This is a genomic window from Achromobacter sp. (assembly GCF_032113835.1).
Taxonomy (GTDB): Bacteria; Pseudomonadota; Gammaproteobacteria; order Burkholderiales; family Burkholderiaceae_B; genus Achromobacter.
This window is the reverse complement of record NZ_DAMCTG010000020.1, coordinates 23,942-41,244: the sequence shown is the minus strand read 5'-3', so window position 1 is coordinate 41,244 and position 17,303 is coordinate 23,942. Positions and strand designations below refer to the sequence as shown.

The window sequence follows — 17,303 nt, the reverse complement described above, 5'->3', positions numbered from 1 at the left end:
CTTGCCGTCTTCACGATCCCCCGCATCGCTCCCGGTCATCTGCCTGGCCGGCCCCACCGCGGCCGGCAAGAGCGCGTCCACGCTGGCGCTCGCCGAACGCTGGCCGCTCGAGATCGTCAACGTGGATTCGGCCACGATCTACCGTGGCATGGACATCGGCACCGCCAAGCCCTCGGCGGACGAGCAGGCCCGCGTGCCGCAGCATCTGCTGGACATCCTGGACCCCGCGCAGTCGTACTCGGCCGCGGAATTCCGCGCCGATGCGCTGCGCCTGATCGGCGAGATCCGCGCGCGCGGCCGCATTCCCCTGCTGGCGGGCGGCACGATGATGTACTACAAGGCGCTGCGCGACGGCCTGGACGACCTGCCGCAGGCCGATCCGGCCCTGCGCGCCGAACTGGAAGCGCGCGCCGCCCGCCTGGGCTGGCCCGCGCTGCACGCCGAGCTGGCGGTGCTGGACCCCATCACCGCCGCGCGCCTGGCGCCCAACGACAGCCAGCGCATCCAGCGCGCATTGGAAATCTGCCAGCTGTCCGGCCAGCCCATGTCGGCGCTGCTGCAGCGGGCCGAGCGCAAACCGGACGACGACGCCAACCGCTACCTGACCATCAGCCTGGAACCCTCGGACCGCGCCGCGCTGCACGCGCGCATCGAACAACGCTTTGACGCCATGCTGCGGCAAGGCCTGCTCGACGAGGTGCGCGGCCTGCACGCGCGCGCCGATCTGCATCCGGGTTTGCCGTCGGTGCGCTGCGTCGGCTACCGGCAGATGTGGGCGCACCTGGACGGCGAAATCGACCTGGAAACCGCCCGCGAACAGGGCATCGCCGCGACGCGGCAGCTTGCCAAGCGCCAGATCACCTGGTTGCGCGCCCAACCCGAGCGCGTGATCGTGGACTGCCTGGCGGCCGACGCCGTCGCGCAGACGATCGACGCGGTGGCGGTGGCGCTGGCGGATTGACGGGCTTACGGGCTGACGGGCTGCGGCGCTCGCGGCATGCATGTCTGACACCCCTACGAGACCGGCTTCCTGCATTCAAAGGTGTCTGACACCCCCTGAGACGGCATCGCAGGGGGAAGTCGTTCTCGTTGGGGTGTCAGACACCTTTGAATGCCGCCCAGACGTGCTCACACGACACAAAAAAATGACCGCCTCACGGCGGTCATCTTCATTGCAGCACTATCGCCGCGGCGTCACACCACGAAGGTCTGCGCCATGCCGGCTTCCCGGGGTACGATCTCGCCCAGCTTGCTGACGGTCTCGCCCTGCTCGCGCAGCGTGGCGGCAATGGCGTCGGCCTGGGCCGGGTCGACCACCAGCACCATGCCGATGCCGCAGTTGAAGACGCGGTACATCTCGGTGTCCTCGACGCCGCCCTGCTCCTGCAGCCACTGGAACAGCTTGGGCATTTCCCAGGCGTCGCGGTGCAGCTTGGCAGCCAGGCCGTCCTGCAGGATGCGCGGCACGTTGTCCAGCAGGCCGCCGCCCGTGATGTGGGCCAGGCCCTTGATCGCCGTGCCGTGCTTGGCCAGCGCGGCCAGGACCTGCTTGACGTAGATGCGGGTCGGGGCCATGACCACGTCGACCATCTTCTGGCCGTGGAAGTCGTCGTCCGGCTTGGCGCCGGCGCGCTCCAGGATCTTGCGCAGCAGCGAGTAGCCGTTGGAGTGCGCGCCGCTGGAGGCCAGGCCCAGGACCACGTCGCCCGCCTTGATGGACTTGCCGTCGATGATCTTGGACTTTTCCACCGCGCCCACCGCGAAGCCGGCCAGATCGTATTCGCCGTCCGGGTACATGCCCGGCATTTCGGCGGTTTCGCCGCCGATCAGCGCGCAGCCCGACAATTCGCAGCCCTTGGCAATGCCGCCCACCACTGCCGCCGCCGTGTCCACCGACAGCTTGCCGCAGCCGAAGTAGTCCAGGAAGAACAGCGGCTCGGCGCCCTGCACCAGGATGTCGTTGACGCTCATGGCGACCAGGTCGATGCCGACCGTGTCATGGCGGTTCCAGTCGAAGGCCAGGCGCAGCTTGGTGCCCACGCCGTCGGTGCCGGACACCAGCACCGGCTCCTTATACGTCTTGGGCACTTCGAACAGGCCGCCAAAGCCGCCGATACCGGCCAGCACCCCGGGGCGCATGGTGCGCGCGGCAAGGGGTTTGATTCGGTCGACCAGGGCGTCGCCTGCGTCGATGTCGACACCGGCGTCGCGGTAGGTCAGGGGGGCTTTAGGTTGGTTCGTCATGAGAAATGCCGTGGGGTATGTAACAATTGCTGGGATTTTGGTGGAACGCCCTGCATTTTACGATGACGCGGGCGCAGACAGGCATGCGGGGCGCAAACCCACGCCAGGCCAAGCGTTCCGACGCGACATCAGCGCCTCAGGTGGTTTAAAGTGTAGGGTTGGCCGGTATTGATTTTGCCAGTTTCTCCTTGGCCCTTGTATCACCGATTTTTCCTGGCTTTTTCCTGACTTTTTATGGCGCTCCGAATTGGCTTTTCCGGTGTCCCCGAAAATGGCAATTCAAGCGCCCCTGAAAAGCCCGATCGCTAACTCTCATGAACCGCCAGCTGCTGCTCGACGTTCTCCCCGCGCCAGCGCCATCGCTGAACAACTACATCGCCGGCCCCAACGGAGAAGCGGTGGCGGCCGTGCGTGCGCTCAAGCCCGGACGGGCCCTGTACATCTGGGGCGCCGCCGGCTGCGGCCGCACCCACCTCTTGCGCGCGCTGACCGCCCGGCCCGATGCCGTCTACGTCGATCCGGCCAACGGCGAAAACATGCTGCGCCGCCTGGCCGAGGCCGATTCCAAATCGCCCATGCCCAAATTCGTGGCGGTCGACGACGTGCACCGCATGGACGACAGCCGCCAGGCCGCCCTGTTTGCGCTGTACAACCGGTGGCGCGAATCCGCCGCCACGCAGCGGGCGTTTGCGCTGGCGCTGGCCGGCGACCGCGCGCCGCTGTCGATGCCGCTGCGCGAAGACCTGCGCACGCGCCTGGGCTGGGATCTGGTGTTCCGCCTGGACCCGCTGTCCGACGCCGACAAGCTGGCCGCGCTGTCCGCGCAGGCCGCCGAACGCGGGCTGCACCTGGCGCCCGAAATCATCAACTGGATGCTCACGCACCACGAGCGCGACATCCGCAAGCTTGCCGCATTGCTCGACGCGCTGGACCGTTATTCACTGGCCACCGGCCGCCCCATCACCCTCCCCCTGCTGCGCGCCATGCTCGCAGATCCTGATTCACAACGCACATGACCACCCGACGTCTCGCCCTGTTCGACCTGGATCACACCTTGCTGCCGCTCGACAGCGACTACCAATGGGCCGACTATCTGGCGCGCACAGGCCGCGCGGGCGATCCCGTCGAAGCCCGCCGCCTGAATGACGATCTGATGGACCGCTACAATCGCGGCGAACTCACGGCCGAACAGGCCGCCGAATTCATGCTGGGCCTTCTGGCCGCGCATTCGCCGTACGACCTGGCCGCCTGGCACGAAACCTTCATGGGCGAGGTCATCCGCCCGTCCATCACGCCGGCTGCCCGCGACCTCGTCGACAGCCACCTCGAAGCCGGCGATCTCTGCGCCATCGTCACGGCCACCAACAGCTTCGTCACCGCCCCGATCGCCCGCGCCTTCGGCGTGCCCCACCTGGTCGCGACCGATGCCGAGTACCTGCGCGGCCGCTACACCGGCCGCATCCTGGGCACGCCCAGTTTCAAGGAAGGCAAGGTCGTGCGCGTCAACGACTGGCTGTCCGGCATGGGCCTGGGGCTTGCAGATTTCTCCGAATCGTTTTTCTATAGCGATTCGGTCAATGATGTGCCGCTGCTCGAAAAAGTGACCCGTCCGATTGCCGCCAACCCCAGCCCCACCCTGCGCGCCATTGCGCAGGAACGCGGCTGGCAAGTGATCGACCTGTTCGACCACATGGAAGATTCGAAGTCCTAAATGATCACTGAAACCATAAGAAAATTCGTCGGCCGGCTCTTCGCGCCGACACCCAAGGGGCCGTTGCGCATTGCGCGCGACAAGCACGGCATCGACCGCCGCAACGTGTCGCGCCACGCCATCAAGGTGTGCGAGGTGCTGCGCCAGCACGGCTACGAAGCCTATATCGTCGGCGGCGCGGTGCGCGACCTGATCGTCGGACTTGAGCCCAAGGACTTCGACGTGGCCACCAACGCCACGCCCGAACAGATCCGCCCGCTGTTCCGCCGCGCGCGCATCATCGGCCGCCGCTTCCAGCTGGTGCACGTCGTGTTCGGCCAGGAGATCATCGAGACCTCCACCTTCCGCGCGCCCGCCTCGGAAGACCAGGAGACCGACGAGCACGGCCGCATCCTGCGCGACAACGTGTTCGGTTCGCAGGAAGAAGACGCCAAGCGCCGCGACTTCACCATGAACGCGCTGTACTACGACCCGCACAACGAGGAAGTCATCGACTACCACGACGGCGTGGCCGACCTGAAAAAGCGCCAGATCCGCATCATCGGCGACCCCGTCAAGCGCTACCGCGAAGACCCGGTCCGCATGCTGCGCGCGGTGCGCTTTGCCGCCAAGCTGAACGGCACGATCGACCCGGCCACGCGCCAGCCCATCAGCACGATGGCCGACCTCATCGAAAACGTGCCGGCCTCGCGCCTGTTCGACGAGATGCTCAAGCTGCTGACCTGCGGCCATGCCATGGACTGCCTGCGCCAGTTGCGTGCCGACGGCCTGCACAACGGCCTCTTGCCGCTCTTGGACGTCGTGCTCGAGCAACCCGGCGGCGAACACTTCGTGGAACTGGCGCTGGAACGCACCGACGCGCGCGTGCGCGCCGGCAAGACCATCAGCCCCAGCTTCCTGTTTGCCGCGCTGCTGTGGCAGCAGGTGGACGTGCGCTGGAAACAGCTGCGCGCCCAGGGCGAGCACACCATCCCCGCGCTGTCGACGGCGGCGGATTCGGTGCTGGACGAACAGACTGAGAAGCTCGCCATCCAGCGCCGCTTCTCGTCCGACATGCGCGAAATCTGGTTCATGCAGCCGCGTTTCGAGCGCCGCATGGGCAAGACCATCTACCGCATGATCGAGCAACCGCGCTTCCGCGCCGCCTGCGACTTCCTGCAGCTGCGCGCCGCCGCCGGCGAGTTCGACAGCGTGCTGGCGCAGTGGTGGATGGATCTAGCCAACGCCGACGACGCCACCCGCGCCGACATGATCGAAGAAATCTCGCGCCAGCCGCGCGAAGCCGCCGATGCGGCCACGGGTACGGCCTCCCCCGCGCGCCGGCGCCGCCGTCCGCGCCGCAGCGGACCGCGCAGCGCGCCCGCCAGCGAGTAACCCCATGCCGCAGCCGTCCGTGCGCGCCTACGTCGGTCTGGGCGCCAACCTGGGCGACAGCGCGGCCACCCTGCGCCAGGTCCTGGCGCAGTTGCAGGCCACCCCCGGCGTCACCGGGGTGACGGCCTCGCCGTTCTACCGCAGCGCGCCGGTGGAGGCCACCGGCCCCGACTTCATCAACGCCGTGGCGGCCGTGGACACCGTCCTCGCGCCGCTGGCATTGCTGGACGTCCTGCAGGCGCTCGAAAACGAACACGGCCGCCTGCGCCCCTACCGCAATGCCCCCCGCACGCTCGATCTGGATCTGCTGCTGCACGGCGATGCGCGGCTGGACGACGCGCGGCTGATCCTGCCGCATCCTCGCCTGCATTTGCGCGCCTTCGTGCTGCTGCCGCTGCGCGATCTCGCGCCCAGCCTGTCCGTGCAAGGTCAGCCGCTCGACGCCTGGATCGGCGAGATCCACGACCAGTCGATCGAACGCATCGCGCCCTGAGCGCGGGTTCAGCGATGCGGCGCAACGCGCGCCTGTTCGCGTGGCGCATGACGCGCCCGTTCAATCACGCGGCACATTGCGCGCCGCGTGCGGCATCACGCCTTCGGCGTAAACGCCATCATCGCCCGCTCGACGTCTTCCACGCCCGGCAGCCCCGCCTCGTTCCCCAGATGCTGGATCTTGTGCGCGGAGGCCGCCCGCGCAAACGTGAAGTGCTCGATCCAGGGTTGTTCCGGCCGCGTCAGGTAGGACCAAACATAGGCGCCGTGGAACACGTCGCCCGCGCCCGACGTGTCGACGATGCGCGCGGCCGGCACGTCCAGTGAAGGCAGCGTGTCGACGCGCCCCGTCTCGTCGTACCACAGCATGCCGCGCTCGCCGAGCGTCACCGCGCCGATGCGGCAGCCGCGCGCCTTCAGCAGGTCCAGCAGCCCTTCGGGTGACAGGCCAAGCTGTTCGCACATGCGCTCGGCGCACACGGCCACGTCGATATGGCGCAGCAATTCGTCGGTGTTCTCGCGCATGCCGCCCCCGTCCAGCGAGGTCAGCACGCCGGCCTGGCGGCACGCGCGCGCGTAATGCAGGGCGGCATCGGGCTGATGGCCGTCCAGGTGCAGGGCGCGATAGCCGCCGATGTCCAGCCGCGGAAAGTCGTTCAGGTAGCTCGCGTCGCGCGCGCGGACGATGGCGCGCTTGCCGTGATTGGGCATGATGAACGACAGCGAGGAGCGCCGCACCTGGCGCGCGTGCAGCGTGACACCATGCGCGGCGGCCATGTCCGAGTACATGTGGCCCAGCCAGTCGGGCGCCAGCGAGCAGATCAGATCGGGCGGCAATCCCAGCCGCGCGCAGGCAAATGCCGCCGTGACCGCATTGCCGCCGAACGAGACCGCGTAGTCGCGCGCCACGCTTTTCTGGTCGCCCGTGGGCCATTCGTCGGCCAGCACGGTGACGTCGATGTAGGTATGTCCGATGAAGAGCGCCTCGCCCATGGGCCCGCCTTGTCAGGTTGTATGCGCGGGGCGCCTCGGCGCACGGTCTGGACGAGGCGCCGGCGCGGGATTCAGCCGCGCGCGGATTCGCCCGCCTGCGCCAGCACCAGCCGCGCCCGTGCAATGACGGGCGCGTCGACCATCTTGCCATCCAGCATGAACGTGCCTGCGGCCGTGTCGCGGTGCGCGGCGATGACGCGCCGCGCCCAGTCGAGTTCCTGCTGGGCCGGCACGAAGGCGGCGTGGATGACGGGAACTTGCGTGGGATGGATGCACAGCATGCCGCCAAAGCCCATCTGCTGCGCACGGCCGGCTGCCGCGGCCAGACCGGCCTGATCCTGCACACCGGGAAAGACGCCGTCCAACGCAGGCGCCAGGCCCGCGGCTCGGGTATGCAGCAGCACCTGCACCCGGGCGTGGTCCAGCACGGTTTCCGCGCCCGGCGTGTCGGGCGTCAGGCCCAGGTCCAGGCCGTAATCCAGGCTGCCGAACGCCAGCCGCGCGACGCCGGGCGTGGCGGCGATCTCGCCGGCGTTCAGAATGCCCTGCGCGGTTTCAAGAATGGGAATCACGGGACAGCCGGTCTGGGCCGCATGCCGCACCTGCATCATGCTTTCGGCCTTGGGCAGCAGGATGCCCGCCACGCCGGCCCTGCCGCGGCAGGCCTTCAGATCGTCGTCGTGCCAGGAGGTGGACGCGTCGTTGATGCGCACCCAGAGCCGGGCCTCGCGATTCAAGCCCAGGAAATCGCACAAGGCTTCGCGGGCCGACGCCTTGGCCAGGTGCTCCACGGCGTCTTCCAGGTCCACGATGACGGCGTCCGCGCCCGCAGCCAGCGCTTTGGGGATGCGTTCGGGCCGCGAGGCCGGCACAAACAGGGCGCTACGAACGACGGGATGCGTCACACAACCTCCGAGGCATGGAACTGCGCCACCTGATCCGGCGCGTATCCCAGAGATGCTAGCACCGCATCGGTGTTTTGGCCCACTGCGGGCACCGCCCCCATGTGCGCCGTGAACGCGTTGCTGGTGGCGGGCGGCAGCAGCGCCGGCAGCATGCCGGCGGGGCTGTCGACCTCGCTCCAGCGCTGGCGCGCCTGCAATTGCGGATGCGCCCATACACCGGCCATGTCGTTGACGCGCGCGTTGGCGATCTGCGCGTCTTCCAGGCGTTGCGTCACCTGCTCGATGGACAGGTCGGCAAACGCCGCCACGATGAGCGCGCGCAGCGCGTCGCGGTTGGCGGTGCGCAGCGAATTGGAGATGAAGCGCGGGTCTTCGGCCAGTTCGGCCTGGCGCAGCACCTGGGCGCAGAAGACGCGCCATTCGCGCTCGTTCTGCAGGCCCAGCATGATGGTCGAACCGCCGCCCACGGGGAACGGGCCGTACGGATAGATGGACGCATGCGCCGCGCCCGCGCGCACGGGCGGCGCCGCGCCGTCGAAGGCGTAGTACATGGGGAAACCCATCCACTCGACCATGCTCTCCAGCATGGACACGTCCAGGCGGCTGCCCACGCCTGTGCGCTGACGCAGCAACAACGCGTTCAGGATGGCCGAATAGGCGTACATGCCGGCGGCGATGTCCGCGATGGAACACCCCGCCTTGACCGGATCGTCCTTCGTGCCGGTGACCGACAGGAAGCCGCTTTCGCTCTGGATGAGCAGGTCATAGGCCTTCTTGTCCTGGTAGGGACCGCCCTCGCCGTAGCCCGAGATGTCGCAGACGATGAGGCGGGGGTATTTCTGGTGCAGGGCTTCGAACGACAGCCCCAGGCGCGCCGCGGCGCCGGGCGCCAGGTTCTGCACCAGCACGTCGGCCGATTCCAGCAGACGGTCCATGATGCCGCCGGCTTCGTCGCGCTTCAGGTCCAGCGTCAGGCTTTCCTTGGAGCGGTTGGTCCAGACGAAGTGCGAGGACAGGCCCCGCACGCGCTCGTCGTAGCCGCGGGCGAAGTCGCCGGTCCCGGGGCGTTCGATCTTGATGACGCGCGCGCCCATGTCCGCCAGCTGGCGGGTGCAGAAAGGCGCGGCGATGGCGTGTTCCAGGCTGACGACGGTGATGCCGTCCAGCGGGCGGGAGGCCTGCATGTTCATTCGGTGAACCTCAATTCGGCTTGGTGGGCCAGCGTGCCGTCCTGCTCGGCCCAGAGCTGGGCGACGCCCGGCTCGGACAGGCGGCCGGCGACCTGGAAGGGCGTGGGGGAAATCAGCGGACGCAGGCCGCGGTAGGCAAGATGCGTGAGGCGGGCCTTGGGATGGGCCCGCACGAAGGCGGCGACCATCTCGGTGGCGATGAGCGGTCCGTGGACCACCAGGCCGGGATAGCCTTCGACGCCGGTGACGTAGGGATGGTCGTAGTGGATGCGGTGGCCATTGAACGTGACGGCCGAATAGCGGAACAGCAGCACCGGCGTGGGATCGACGGTGTCGCTCCATTGCGCCTGCGGCGCGGGCTCGCTACCCGAGAGCTTGGGCGGCGTGGGCTGGCGGTACACGATGTCCTGTTCTTCCAGGATGGCCACTTCGCCCGACTGCCGGTATTCATGCTGCACGGTCACGAACAGCAGGGAGCCGGTGCGGCCGGTCTTTTCCTTGACCTCGGCCACGGTGGACACGCGCTCGGCCGGCACGCCGACCTTGAGCGGCTGGCGGAATTCGACCCGGCCGCCCGCCCACATGCGGTTGCGGTCCTGCGCGGGCGGCAGGAACCCGCCGCGCGAAGGGTGCCCATCCGTCCCCAATCCGTCCATGCCGACCGTGGAAATGAAGAATGCCCATTGCCACAATGGCGGCAGATCGTCGCCCTCGGCCGGCACCGGACCGCCCAGGGTGGCGGCGATACGCGCGGCGTGGCCGGGATCCATGGCGTCCGCCTTGCGCTCGCCGCTGCCGATCCACGCGGCCGGATCTGTAGATGTCATGCCGAGTTCCTCTGGTGGTGTTTTTACAGCCTGAAGCATGCCCGCAAGCCGACGGGCGTGTGAATTCGTTTTTCCTCAAGGCGGGGTTTGCTGCGCCTGAATCGGCCATCCGCGCCGGCGCCTGCCGCCGTAATATATGGCCCATGCACTTCGACCTTGCCGACCTCCGACTGTTCATCCACATCGCCGAATCCCCCAGCCTGACGCAGGCGGCCAAGCGGGCGCATCTGTCCCTGGCCGCGGTCAGCGTGCGGATCAAGGCGCTGGAAAACCAGCTCAATACCCGACTGCTCTACCGCGACAGCCGCGGCGTGGAAATCACGCCTGCCGGACAGAAACTGCTGCAGCACGCGCGCGTCATCATGCGGCAGGTGGATCACCTGAAGCACGACTTCCAGGAACAGGCGGATGGCGACGCCGGCCATATCCGGATCTTTGCCAACACCACCGCCGTGACGGAATTCATGCCGGACATCCTGGCGCAGTTCCTGTCCGGGCACCCCGGCGTCACGGTGGATCTGCAGGAACGCCTGACGCGCGACATCGTGCGCGGCGTGCTGGACGGCACCACCGACCTGGGCATCGTCGCGGGGCCGGTGGATGCGCCCGAGCTGCAGACCATCCACTTCAGCACCGACCGGCTGGTGCTGGTGGTGCCCAACGGCCATCCGCTGCAGGATCAGGACAAGGTCAAGCTGGCGGACGCCGTGCGCTACCCGTTCATCACCATGCACGAAGGCTCCACGCTGGTGGCCTTTCTGCGCGATCAGCTGGAACGCGTCGGCCAGCGCCTGCCGCAGCGCATCCAGCTCTACAGCTTCGATTCGATCTGCCGCATGGTGCAGGCGGGCGTGGGCGTCGGCGTGATTCCCGACTCGGCCGCGCGCCGCTACGGGGCGGACACCAAGCTGCAGGTCGTCGAGCTGGACGAACCGTGGGTGGTGCGCGAGCGCAAGCTGCTGGTGCGCGACATCGACGCCCTGCCCGGCTGCGCGCGCGAGCTCATCGACCAGATCCAGACGCCGCAAGCGCCCTGACGCTGCGGCGCGTCATTTGCCCATGAACGCCGGCGGGCGCTTTTCCGCGAAGGCGCGCATGCCTTCCAGGTAATCGTCGGTGTAGCCCAATTCGCGCTGCAGGCTGCATTCCAGATCGAACTGCTGCGCCAGCGTGTTGCCGCTGGACGCCTGCAACGCCGCCTTGGTGGCCGCGTAGGCGCGCGTCGGGCCGGCGGCCAGCGTATCGGTCACCTGGGCGATCGTGTCCGCCAGCGCCGCGTCGGGCACCACCCGCCAGATCAGGCCCCACGCTTGCGCCTGCTCGGCCGTCACCGATTCCCCGAACAGCGCCGCGCCCATCGCGCGCGCCGATCCGACCAGGCGCGGCAGGAACCACGTTCCGCCCGCATCGGGCAACAGGCCGATCTTGCTGAACGCCTGCACGAAGCGCGCCGATTCCACCGCAAACACCACGTCGCACGCCAGCACCAGACTCGCGCCCGCGCCGGCCGCAACGCCGTTCATGATGCACACCACGGGCACCGGCAACGCGCGCAGGCGGTTGATGAGCGGCCGGTAGCACTTCTCCAGCATGAGGCTCAGATCGCGGCGCGAACCATCCTCGGCGGGTTTGCGTTCGCCCAGGTCCTGACCGGCGCAGAACCCGCGCCCCGCCCCGGTGATCACGAGCCCGCGCAGGTTCTCATGCCCTTCCAGCAGGTCCAGCGCGCGCGCCAGTTCGCCGTGCATGACCTCGGTGAAGCTGTTCATGCGCTCGGGCCGGTTCAGCGTGATGACGCCCACGCCGCGCTCCAGCGTGAACCGGATCTGCGTGAAGGCCGGCAGGTGCGTGAAGTCCTCTACGCGTGCGCTCATGCCAATTCCTCCAGGACGGCCAGTTGCTCGGCCGTATCGCCCATCAATTGATCCACGACGGTCAGGCGCTTGAAGTAGTCGCCGACCTCCAGTTCGTCCGTCATGCCCATGCCGCCATGCAATTGAACGGCCAGCTGCGCCACCAGACGCCCGGCGCGCGCGGCCTCCAGCTTGGCCGACGCGATCATGCGGCGCCGCTGCGCCGCGTCGGATTCGGTCAATGCCGCCACCGCCACGTAGGCCATCGACAGCGCCAGCTCCTTGGCCACCAGCATCTCGGCCAGGCGGTGCTGCAGCGCCTGGAAGGACGCCAGCGGCTGGCCGAACTGCTTGCGGGTCTTCAGGTATTCCACCGTGATTTCCAGCAGGCGCTCCATTGCGCCCGCTGCGTGCGCGCACAGCGCCGCCGTGCCCCATTGCAACGCCTGCGCCAGCGCATGGCCGGCCGCATCGCCCGCTGCCAGCAGCGCCTCTACGGGCAGCGTCACCGCATCGAAATCCAGCCGCGCGCAGCGCGCGCCGTCCAGCGTGGGCGTGTCCGTCATGCGCACGCCGGCCGCATCGGCCGGCACCGCCAACAGAACGGTCTGGCCGTCGCCGCCGCGCGCGCTGACGAACCACGCATCCGCGGCCGCGCCGTGCCAGACCAGGTGCTTGGCGCCGTCCAGCCGCCAGCCTTCGGCGGTCTGCGCGGCGCGGCAATCCTGCGGATCTGCCGCATAACGCCGGCCGGGCTCTTGCCATGCCACGCTGACGATGGCCTCGCCCGAGGCAACGGCCGGCAGCCAGCGGCCGCGTGCCGTCTCGCCGCAGGCGTCCACCAGCGCCGCGCCCATCACCGCGCTCGGGATAACCGGCTCGGACACCAGCCCGCGCCCCAGCTCGACGTGCACAGGCAGCAGGCTGGCGGGCACTTCGCCGAAGCCGCCGTGGTCCTGCGAAATGGTCAGCCCCAGCACGCCCAGCTCGGCCAACGCGTTCCAGGCCTGCCGATCCAGCGTGCCCGCGGCCTGGCGGGCGCGCCGCTGAGGAAAGGTCCATGCCTGGTCGACCAGGCGGCGCAGGCTGTCGGCCAGCATGCGCTGTTCTTCCGTGTAGATGAAATCCATGCGTCGTGTTCCTGTCGGGGTTGCGCGGCGGGCCTACACGCCCAGCACGAGGCGGGCGATGATGCCCTTCTGCACTTCGGTCGTGCCGCCGTAGATCGAGGTCTTGCGCATATCGGCATAGCCGGCGCCCGCGGCGGCGGCCATCTCGGGACCGGGGCCGTGGAAATCGTTGCCGGCCACCAGCCAGTCAGGGTCGTAGGGCCAGGCGTCCGGCCCCGCCACTTCCATCTGCAGCATCGCGAGGTCCTGCTGGATCTCCGACCCGCGGATCTTCAGCACCGAAGCCTCCGGCCCGGGCGTGCCGTCGTTGCTCGCGGCCACGCGCAGCAACAGCATCTCCAGCGCCATGATGTCGACCTCGATGCGCGAGATACGGTCGCGCATCCGGCTGTCCTGCAGCAGCGGCCGCCCGCGCGATTGCGCGCGCGCCGCCATGTCCTTCAGGATGCCCAGCTCGCGGTGGCAATGGCCCAGACCCGCGATGCCGGTGCGCTCGTGGCCAAGCAGGTATTTGGCGTAGGTCCAGCCCTGGTTTTCCTCGCCGACTAGGTTGGCGGCCGGCACGCGCACGTCTTCCAGCCAGACCTCGTTGACGTCATGGCCGCCGTCCAGCGTGCGGATCGGACGCACCGTGACGCCCGGCGCGCGCATGTCGAGCAGCAGCATCGAGATGCCGCGCTGCGCGCGCGCATCGGGATCGGTGCGCACCAGGCAGAACATCCAGTCCGCGTACTGGGCGAGCGTCGTCCAGGTCTTCTGGCCGTTGACCACATAGTCGTCGCCGTCGCGCACGGCGCGGGTTTTGAGGGACGCCAGGTCGGAACCGGAACCGGGCTCCGAATAGCCCTGGCACCACCAGTCCTCCACGCGGATCATGCGCGGCAGCAGGCGGGCCTTCTGCTCCGCGCTGCCGTATTTCATCAGCACGGGGCCGATCATGGACAGGCCAAACGGCAGCAGCCGCGGCGCGCCCGCCTTGAAGCCTTCCACTTCGAAGATCAGGCGCTGCAAGGCGTTCCACCCGGTGCCGCCATGTTCGACCGGCCAGTTGGGTGCGCCCCAGCCCCGGTCGGCCAGGATGTTGTGCCACCGCACGTAGTCGTCGCGTTCCAGCCGCTGGTGCCGCAGCACCTTGGCGCGGATGTCTTCCGGCAGCTTCTCGGCGGCGAAGGCGCGCACGGCTTCGCGGAATTGGCGCTCTTCTGGCGTCCAGGTCAGGTTCATGGTCCACCTCCTTTGCCCGGTATCTAGCCACGGCGCGCACGGCCGGACAATCTGCCTCTCCCGAAGACGGGCTTCGCGTTGCGTGTAGGGCGCGCGGTCCACTACGGATTGGCAAAAGTCCTGCTTCAGCAATGAAGAATGGCCGAAGCCGTTGGCAGTGCCGAAACTAGGGCCTGTTCAGATTCACGCTTCAGATTCACGCTTCAATCAATGGAATCCCACCGCACCATGACTGCTCCCGATCAGACGGATGGCGTGTCGCAAGGCGTCGAGGCGCAATACCGCCAGGCGCTCGACGAAGGCCGTTTCCTCATCCAGCGCTGCGGCGGTTGCGACCGCGCCGTGTTCTATCCCCGCATGATCTGCCCGCACTGCGGCGCGGACAAACTTGCCTTCGCGGCGCCCGACGGCCGCGGCACGGTGTATTCCACCACCGTCGTGCGGCGCAAGCCTGATGCCGGCGGCGACTACAACGTGGCGCTGATCGACCTGCAGGAAGGCGTGCGGCTGATGAGCCGCGTCGACGGCGTGGCGCCGGACGCCGTGCGCATCGGCATGGGCGTGCGCGCGCAGGTGATCCAGCAGGACGGCCGCGGGCTGGTCGTCTTCGTTCCCAATAAGGAGGCGGCATGACGCTGAACGATTTGCGCGGCGCCGTGGCGGTGGCCGGCGTGGGCCACGCGGGCCTCGGACAGGCCGCGGGCTTTACCGAAATGGAAATCCTGGTTCAGGCGGCGCAGCGCGCCGTGGCGGACGCGGGCCTGACGATGCGCGACATCGACGGCATCTGCACCGCCAGCGTGGCCGCGCCGATGTGGGCCATGCCGGTGATCGAACACCTGGGCATCCGCCCGACGTTCATCGACAGCACCATGCTGGGCGGCTCGAGCTTCGTGGCGCATCTGATGCCGGCGCTGCACGCGCTGGCGTCAGGCCAGTGCAATGCCGTGCTGGTCTGCTACGGCAGCACGCAGCGCACGTCCACGCTCAGCCGCGCCGAGGTCGGGCGCGTGCGCAAGCAGTTCGATCCGCAGCCTTATGAAGCACCCTACGATCCGCTCAACCCGCTGTCCTCGTATGCGCTGGCGGCCGCCCGGCACATGCACCAGTACGGCACCCGCCGCGAAGATCTGGCGCGGGTGGCGTTGGCGGCCAACCAGTGGGCGCAGCTCAATCCGGAAGCGCAACTGCGCGAGCCCGCGACGCTTGATCAGATTCTGTCCGCGCGCATGGTGTCCGACCCCTTGAGCGTGCGCGACTGCTGCCTGGTCACCGACGGCGCGGGCGCCTACGTGCTGGTGCGCGCCGACCGCGCGCGCGACCTGCCGCGTCCGCCTGTCTATGTGCTGGGCAACGCGACGGCGGTGTGGAACCGGCAGATTTCTTCGATGGAAGACCTGACAGTCACCGCCGCGTCCGAGTCCGGCCGCCGCGCCTTCGCGATGGCGGGCCTTGCCCCCAAGGACATCGACGTCGTCGAGCTCTACGACGCCTTCACCATCAACACGCTGCTGTTCCTGGAAGACCTGGGCTTCTGCGCCAAGGGCGAAAGCAAGGAGTTCATCGCGGACGGCGGCATTGCGCCCGGGGGCCGGCTGCCGGTCAACACCAACGGCGGCGGGCTGTGCTGCGTGCATCCCGGCATGTATGGCGTCTTCATCATGATCGAGGCGGTGCGCCAGCTTCGCGGCGAATGCGGCGAACGGCAGGTTTCGGACGCGCAGCTTGCGCTGGTGCATGGCAATGGCGGTACCCTGTCCAGCCAATCGACCGCCATCCTGGGCACCCAGGCAACTCTTTGATCCTGACGTATCAACCCATGTCTCACGCAGAACCCATCACCCGCATCCACGACATCCTGGCGCTGCAGGCGCGCCGGCAGCCCGACGCCATCTGCCTGTACGAGGAAGGCGGCGGCACGGTGACCTACGGCCAGTTGTGGCAACGGGTGCAGGACACGGCGCAGTGGCTGCGCGGCCAGGGCGTGCAGCCCGGCCATCGCGTGATGATGGTGGGCGAGAACTGCACGGCGATGCTGGCCGCGCTGTTCGGCTGCGGAGTGGCGGGCGCATGGCCCGTGGGCGTGAACGCGCGCCTGTCCGGCCGCGAAATCGACAACATCCGGCAGCACGCACAACCCGAGCTGGTGCTGTTCACGAGCGGCGTGTCGACGGCGGCTGCCGCGCATGCCGCAGCGGCTGGCGCGGTTGAAGCGGACGCCGCCGTCTGGGGACCGGGCATCGCCCCCGCGCGCGCGGCCGAGCCCACGCACGCTGAAACCGGCGAGCTGGCCGGCGAGGTCGCCACGGTGATCTACACGTCCGGCACGACGGGCGCGCCCAAGGGCGTGATGGTGCCGCATCGCGGGCTGATCCATTTTGCGCGGGTGTCGGCGGCGTCGCGCCGGCTGACGCCGCACGATATTGGCTACGCGGCGCTGCCGATGTCGCACATCTTCGGCATCGCGACGGTGCTGATGGCCACGCTGCACGCGGGCGCCAGCCTGGTGCTGCGCAGCCGCTTCGATCCGGACGATGTGTTCAAGGCGCTGGCGCATCCCGGCGTCAGCATCCTGCAGGGCGTGCCGACGATGTTCAGCCGCCTGATGGCGGTGGCGCCGCCGCGCGCGGACCTGCGCGCGCCGGCCCTGCGCTACCTGTACACGGGCGGCGCGGCGCTGGATCCGACGCAGAAGCGCGATGCCGAACGCTACTTCGGCGTGCCGATGCACCATGGCTACGGGATCACTGAATATGCCGGTTCCATGTTCATCACCGACATCGACGCGCCACGCGACGATTGCTCGGCGGGCCATGCGGTGGACGGCGTGGAGCTGCGTGTCGGCAGCCCGGACGCGGTCCCGGCGCCTGGCACGCGCGGCGACCTGCTGATCCGTGGTCCCGGCGTGATGCTGGGCTACTACCGCAATCCGGAACAGACGGCGCAGGCGCTGCTGCCGGGCGGCTGGCTCAACACGGGCGACATCGGCTACGTGGACGACACGGGCGCGCTGTTCATCTCAGGGCGGTCGAAGGACCTGATCATCCGGTCTGGCTTCAACGTCTACCCGATCGAGGTCGAGTCGGTGATCAATGCCTTTCCCGGCGTGCGCCTGTCCGCCGTGGTGGGACGCGACACCGAAGATCACAACGAAGAGGTCATCGCCTTCGTCGAGCCCCTGCCGGGCGCGACGGTCGATACCCATCTGCTGATGCTGCACCTGCGCGCCCAGCTTGCCCCGTACAAGCGGCCGGCGCGGATCATTCCCATCGAGACGATTCCCACCACCGTCAGCGGCAAGATCCTGAAGCAGCCGCTGAAAGAAAGGCTGGCGTAGGCGCGGACAGTTGTTCCGCTCTG

Annotated in this window: 17 protein-coding genes; 9 read left to right on the top strand and 8 right to left on the bottom strand. The window is 68.5% G+C overall.

Annotation, left to right across the window (positions count from 1 at the left end; all coding sequences use genetic code 11):
• Position 1 precedes the first annotated feature (1 nt).
• Positions 2 to 961 (top strand): tRNA (adenosine(37)-N6)-dimethylallyltransferase MiaA, encoded by a 960-nt coding sequence (gene miaA / locus RT697_RS10115; protein WP_313698555.1) that lies wholly within the window; start codon positions 2 to 4, stop codon positions 959 to 961.
• 233 nt (positions 962 to 1,194) lie between these two features.
• On the opposite strand, the gene purM is transcribed toward miaA, so the two are convergent.
• Entirely contained in the window at positions 1,195 to 2,244 is a 1,050-nt protein-coding gene (gene purM, locus RT697_RS10110) for a phosphoribosylformylglycinamidine cyclo-ligase (protein WP_313698553.1), read from the bottom strand.
• 314 nt (positions 2,245 to 2,558) lie between these two features.
• Here purM and hda point away from each other — a divergent pair, with 314 nt between their 5' ends.
• From hda to RT697_RS10090, 4 genes are read left to right on the top strand one after another with little or no spacing between them, the layout of a single operon-like run.
• Positions 2,559 to 3,260: a DnaA regulatory inactivator Hda gene (gene hda / locus RT697_RS10105; RefSeq protein WP_105237474.1), complete on the top strand. Its 702-nt coding sequence runs from the start codon at positions 2,559 to 2,561 to the stop codon at positions 3,258 to 3,260.
• Positions 3,257 to 3,955: an HAD family hydrolase gene (locus RT697_RS10100; protein WP_313698551.1), complete on the top strand. Its 699-nt coding sequence runs from the start codon at positions 3,257 to 3,259 to the stop codon at positions 3,953 to 3,955. The genes hda and RT697_RS10100 overlap by 4 nt, the downstream gene beginning before the upstream one ends.
• Positions 3,956 to 5,329 carry a polynucleotide adenylyltransferase PcnB gene (pcnB, locus tag RT697_RS10095; protein ID WP_313698550.1) on the top strand — a complete coding sequence of 458 codons (1,374 nt, stop codon included), beginning with the start codon at positions 3,956 to 3,958 and terminating at the stop codon, positions 5,327 to 5,329. It abuts the gene before it with no gap.
• A 4-nt stretch (positions 5,330 to 5,333) separates the two neighbouring features.
• Positions 5,334 to 5,822: a 2-amino-4-hydroxy-6-hydroxymethyldihydropteridine diphosphokinase gene (locus RT697_RS10090; RefSeq protein ID WP_313698548.1), complete on the top strand. Its 489-nt coding sequence runs from the start codon at positions 5,334 to 5,336 to the stop codon at positions 5,820 to 5,822.
• Between the two features lie 95 nt (positions 5,823 to 5,917).
• On the opposite strand, the gene RT697_RS10085 is transcribed toward RT697_RS10090, so the two are convergent.
• The 4 genes from RT697_RS10085 to RT697_RS10070 all read right to left on the bottom strand — a co-directional run bounded on the left by RT697_RS10085 (position 5,918) and on the right by RT697_RS10070 (position 9,736).
• The gene (locus RT697_RS10085; RefSeq protein ID WP_313698546.1) at positions 5,918 to 6,814 is read right to left on the bottom strand and encodes a sugar kinase; all 897 of its coding nucleotides are present in this window, start codon (positions 6,812 to 6,814) and stop codon (positions 5,918 to 5,920) included.
• Positions 6,815 to 6,885: 71 nt separating this feature from the next.
• Positions 6,886 to 7,719: an HpcH/HpaI aldolase/citrate lyase family protein gene (locus RT697_RS10080; protein ID WP_175123274.1), complete on the bottom strand. Its 834-nt coding sequence runs from the start codon at positions 7,717 to 7,719 to the stop codon at positions 6,886 to 6,888.
• Entirely contained in the window at positions 7,716 to 8,909 is a 1,194-nt protein-coding gene (locus RT697_RS10075) for a CaiB/BaiF CoA-transferase family protein (protein WP_312437730.1), read from the bottom strand. The genes RT697_RS10080 and RT697_RS10075 overlap by 4 nt, the downstream gene beginning before the upstream one ends.
• Positions 8,906 to 9,736 (bottom strand): MaoC family dehydratase N-terminal domain-containing protein, encoded by an 831-nt coding sequence (locus RT697_RS10070; protein ID WP_313698544.1) that lies wholly within the window; start codon positions 9,734 to 9,736, stop codon positions 8,906 to 8,908. Before RT697_RS10070 ends, RT697_RS10075 begins: the two co-directional genes overlap by 4 nt.
• A 143-nt stretch (positions 9,737 to 9,879) precedes the next feature.
• Here RT697_RS10070 and RT697_RS10065 point away from each other — a divergent pair, with 143 nt between their 5' ends.
• Positions 9,880 to 10,773 carry a LysR family transcriptional regulator gene (locus tag RT697_RS10065; RefSeq protein ID WP_313698542.1) on the top strand — a complete coding sequence of 298 codons (894 nt, stop codon included), beginning with the start codon at positions 9,880 to 9,882 and terminating at the stop codon, positions 10,771 to 10,773.
• A gap of 12 nt (positions 10,774 to 10,785) precedes the next feature.
• On the opposite strand, the gene paaG is transcribed toward RT697_RS10065, so the two are convergent.
• Genes paaG through RT697_RS10050 form a run of 3 tightly spaced genes read right to left on the bottom strand, consistent with a single transcriptional unit; the run spans position 10,786 to position 13,943 of the window.
• The gene (paaG, locus tag RT697_RS10060) at positions 10,786 to 11,610 is read right to left on the bottom strand and encodes a 2-(1,2-epoxy-1,2-dihydrophenyl)acetyl-CoA isomerase PaaG (RefSeq protein ID WP_313698540.1); all 825 of its coding nucleotides are present in this window, start codon (positions 11,608 to 11,610) and stop codon (positions 10,786 to 10,788) included.
• Entirely contained in the window at positions 11,607 to 12,719 is a 1,113-nt protein-coding gene (locus tag RT697_RS10055) for an acyl-CoA dehydrogenase (RefSeq protein ID WP_313698538.1), read from the bottom strand. Before RT697_RS10055 ends, paaG begins: the two co-directional genes overlap by 4 nt.
• 33 nt (positions 12,720 to 12,752) lie before the next feature.
• Positions 12,753 to 13,943 carry an acyl-CoA dehydrogenase family protein gene (locus tag RT697_RS10050; RefSeq protein WP_313698536.1) on the bottom strand — a complete coding sequence of 397 codons (1,191 nt, stop codon included), beginning with the start codon at positions 13,941 to 13,943 and terminating at the stop codon, positions 12,753 to 12,755.
• 228 nt (positions 13,944 to 14,171) lie between these two features.
• On the opposite strand from RT697_RS10050, the gene RT697_RS10045 reads away from it, so the two are divergent.
• The 3 genes from RT697_RS10045 to RT697_RS10035 are packed head-to-tail and all read left to right on the top strand — an operon-like array spanning position 14,172 to position 17,280.
• Complete coding sequence (locus RT697_RS10045; RefSeq protein ID WP_313698534.1) at positions 14,172 to 14,576, top strand: Zn-ribbon domain-containing OB-fold protein; 405 nt, start codon at positions 14,172 to 14,174, stop codon at positions 14,574 to 14,576.
• The gene (locus RT697_RS10040) at positions 14,573 to 15,745 is read left to right on the top strand and encodes a thiolase (RefSeq protein WP_313698532.1); all 1,173 of its coding nucleotides are present in this window, start codon (positions 14,573 to 14,575) and stop codon (positions 15,743 to 15,745) included. The genes RT697_RS10045 and RT697_RS10040 overlap by 4 nt, the downstream gene beginning before the upstream one ends.
• Positions 15,746 to 15,762: 17 nt before the next feature.
• The gene (locus RT697_RS10035; RefSeq protein WP_313698530.1) at positions 15,763 to 17,280 is read left to right on the top strand and encodes a class I adenylate-forming enzyme family protein; all 1,518 of its coding nucleotides are present in this window, start codon (positions 15,763 to 15,765) and stop codon (positions 17,278 to 17,280) included.
• The last annotated feature ends 23 nt before the right edge of the window (positions 17,281 to 17,303 follow it).

Coding starts and splice junctions, on each gene's coding strand:
- paaG (WP_313698540.1), bottom strand. CDS start 11,610: ATGAGCGCACGCGTAGAGGACTTCACGCACCTGCCGGCCTTCACGCAG.
- RT697_RS10085 (WP_313698546.1), bottom strand. CDS start 6,814: ATGGGCGAGGCGCTCTTCATCGGACATACCTACATCGACGTCACCGTG.
- RT697_RS10075 (WP_312437730.1), bottom strand. CDS start 8,909: ATGAACATGCAGGCCTCCCGCCCGCTGGACGGCATCACCGTCGTCAGC.
- RT697_RS10065 (WP_313698542.1), top strand. CDS start 9,880: ATGCACTTCGACCTTGCCGACCTCCGACTGTTCATCCACATCGCCGAA.
- RT697_RS10050 (WP_313698536.1), bottom strand. CDS start 13,943: ATGAACCTGACCTGGACGCCAGAAGAGCGCCAATTCCGCGAAGCCGTG.
- RT697_RS10100 (WP_313698551.1), top strand. CDS start 3,257: ATGACCACCCGACGTCTCGCCCTGTTCGACCTGGATCACACCTTGCTG.
- RT697_RS10045 (WP_313698534.1), top strand. CDS start 14,172: ATGACTGCTCCCGATCAGACGGATGGCGTGTCGCAAGGCGTCGAGGCG.
- RT697_RS10090 (WP_313698548.1), top strand. CDS start 5,334: ATGCCGCAGCCGTCCGTGCGCGCCTACGTCGGTCTGGGCGCCAACCTG.
- hda (WP_105237474.1), top strand. CDS start 2,559: ATGAACCGCCAGCTGCTGCTCGACGTTCTCCCCGCGCCAGCGCCATCG.
- RT697_RS10070 (WP_313698544.1), bottom strand. CDS start 9,736: ATGACATCTACAGATCCGGCCGCGTGGATCGGCAGCGGCGAGCGCAAG.
- RT697_RS10040 (WP_313698532.1), top strand. CDS start 14,573: ATGACGCTGAACGATTTGCGCGGCGCCGTGGCGGTGGCCGGCGTGGGC.
- RT697_RS10055 (WP_313698538.1), bottom strand. CDS start 12,719: ATGGATTTCATCTACACGGAAGAACAGCGCATGCTGGCCGACAGCCTG.
- pcnB (WP_313698550.1), top strand. CDS start 3,956: ATGATCACTGAAACCATAAGAAAATTCGTCGGCCGGCTCTTCGCGCCG.
- purM (WP_313698553.1), bottom strand. CDS start 2,244: ATGACGAACCAACCTAAAGCCCCCCTGACCTACCGCGACGCCGGTGTC.
- RT697_RS10035 (WP_313698530.1), top strand. CDS start 15,763: ATGTCTCACGCAGAACCCATCACCCGCATCCACGACATCCTGGCGCTG.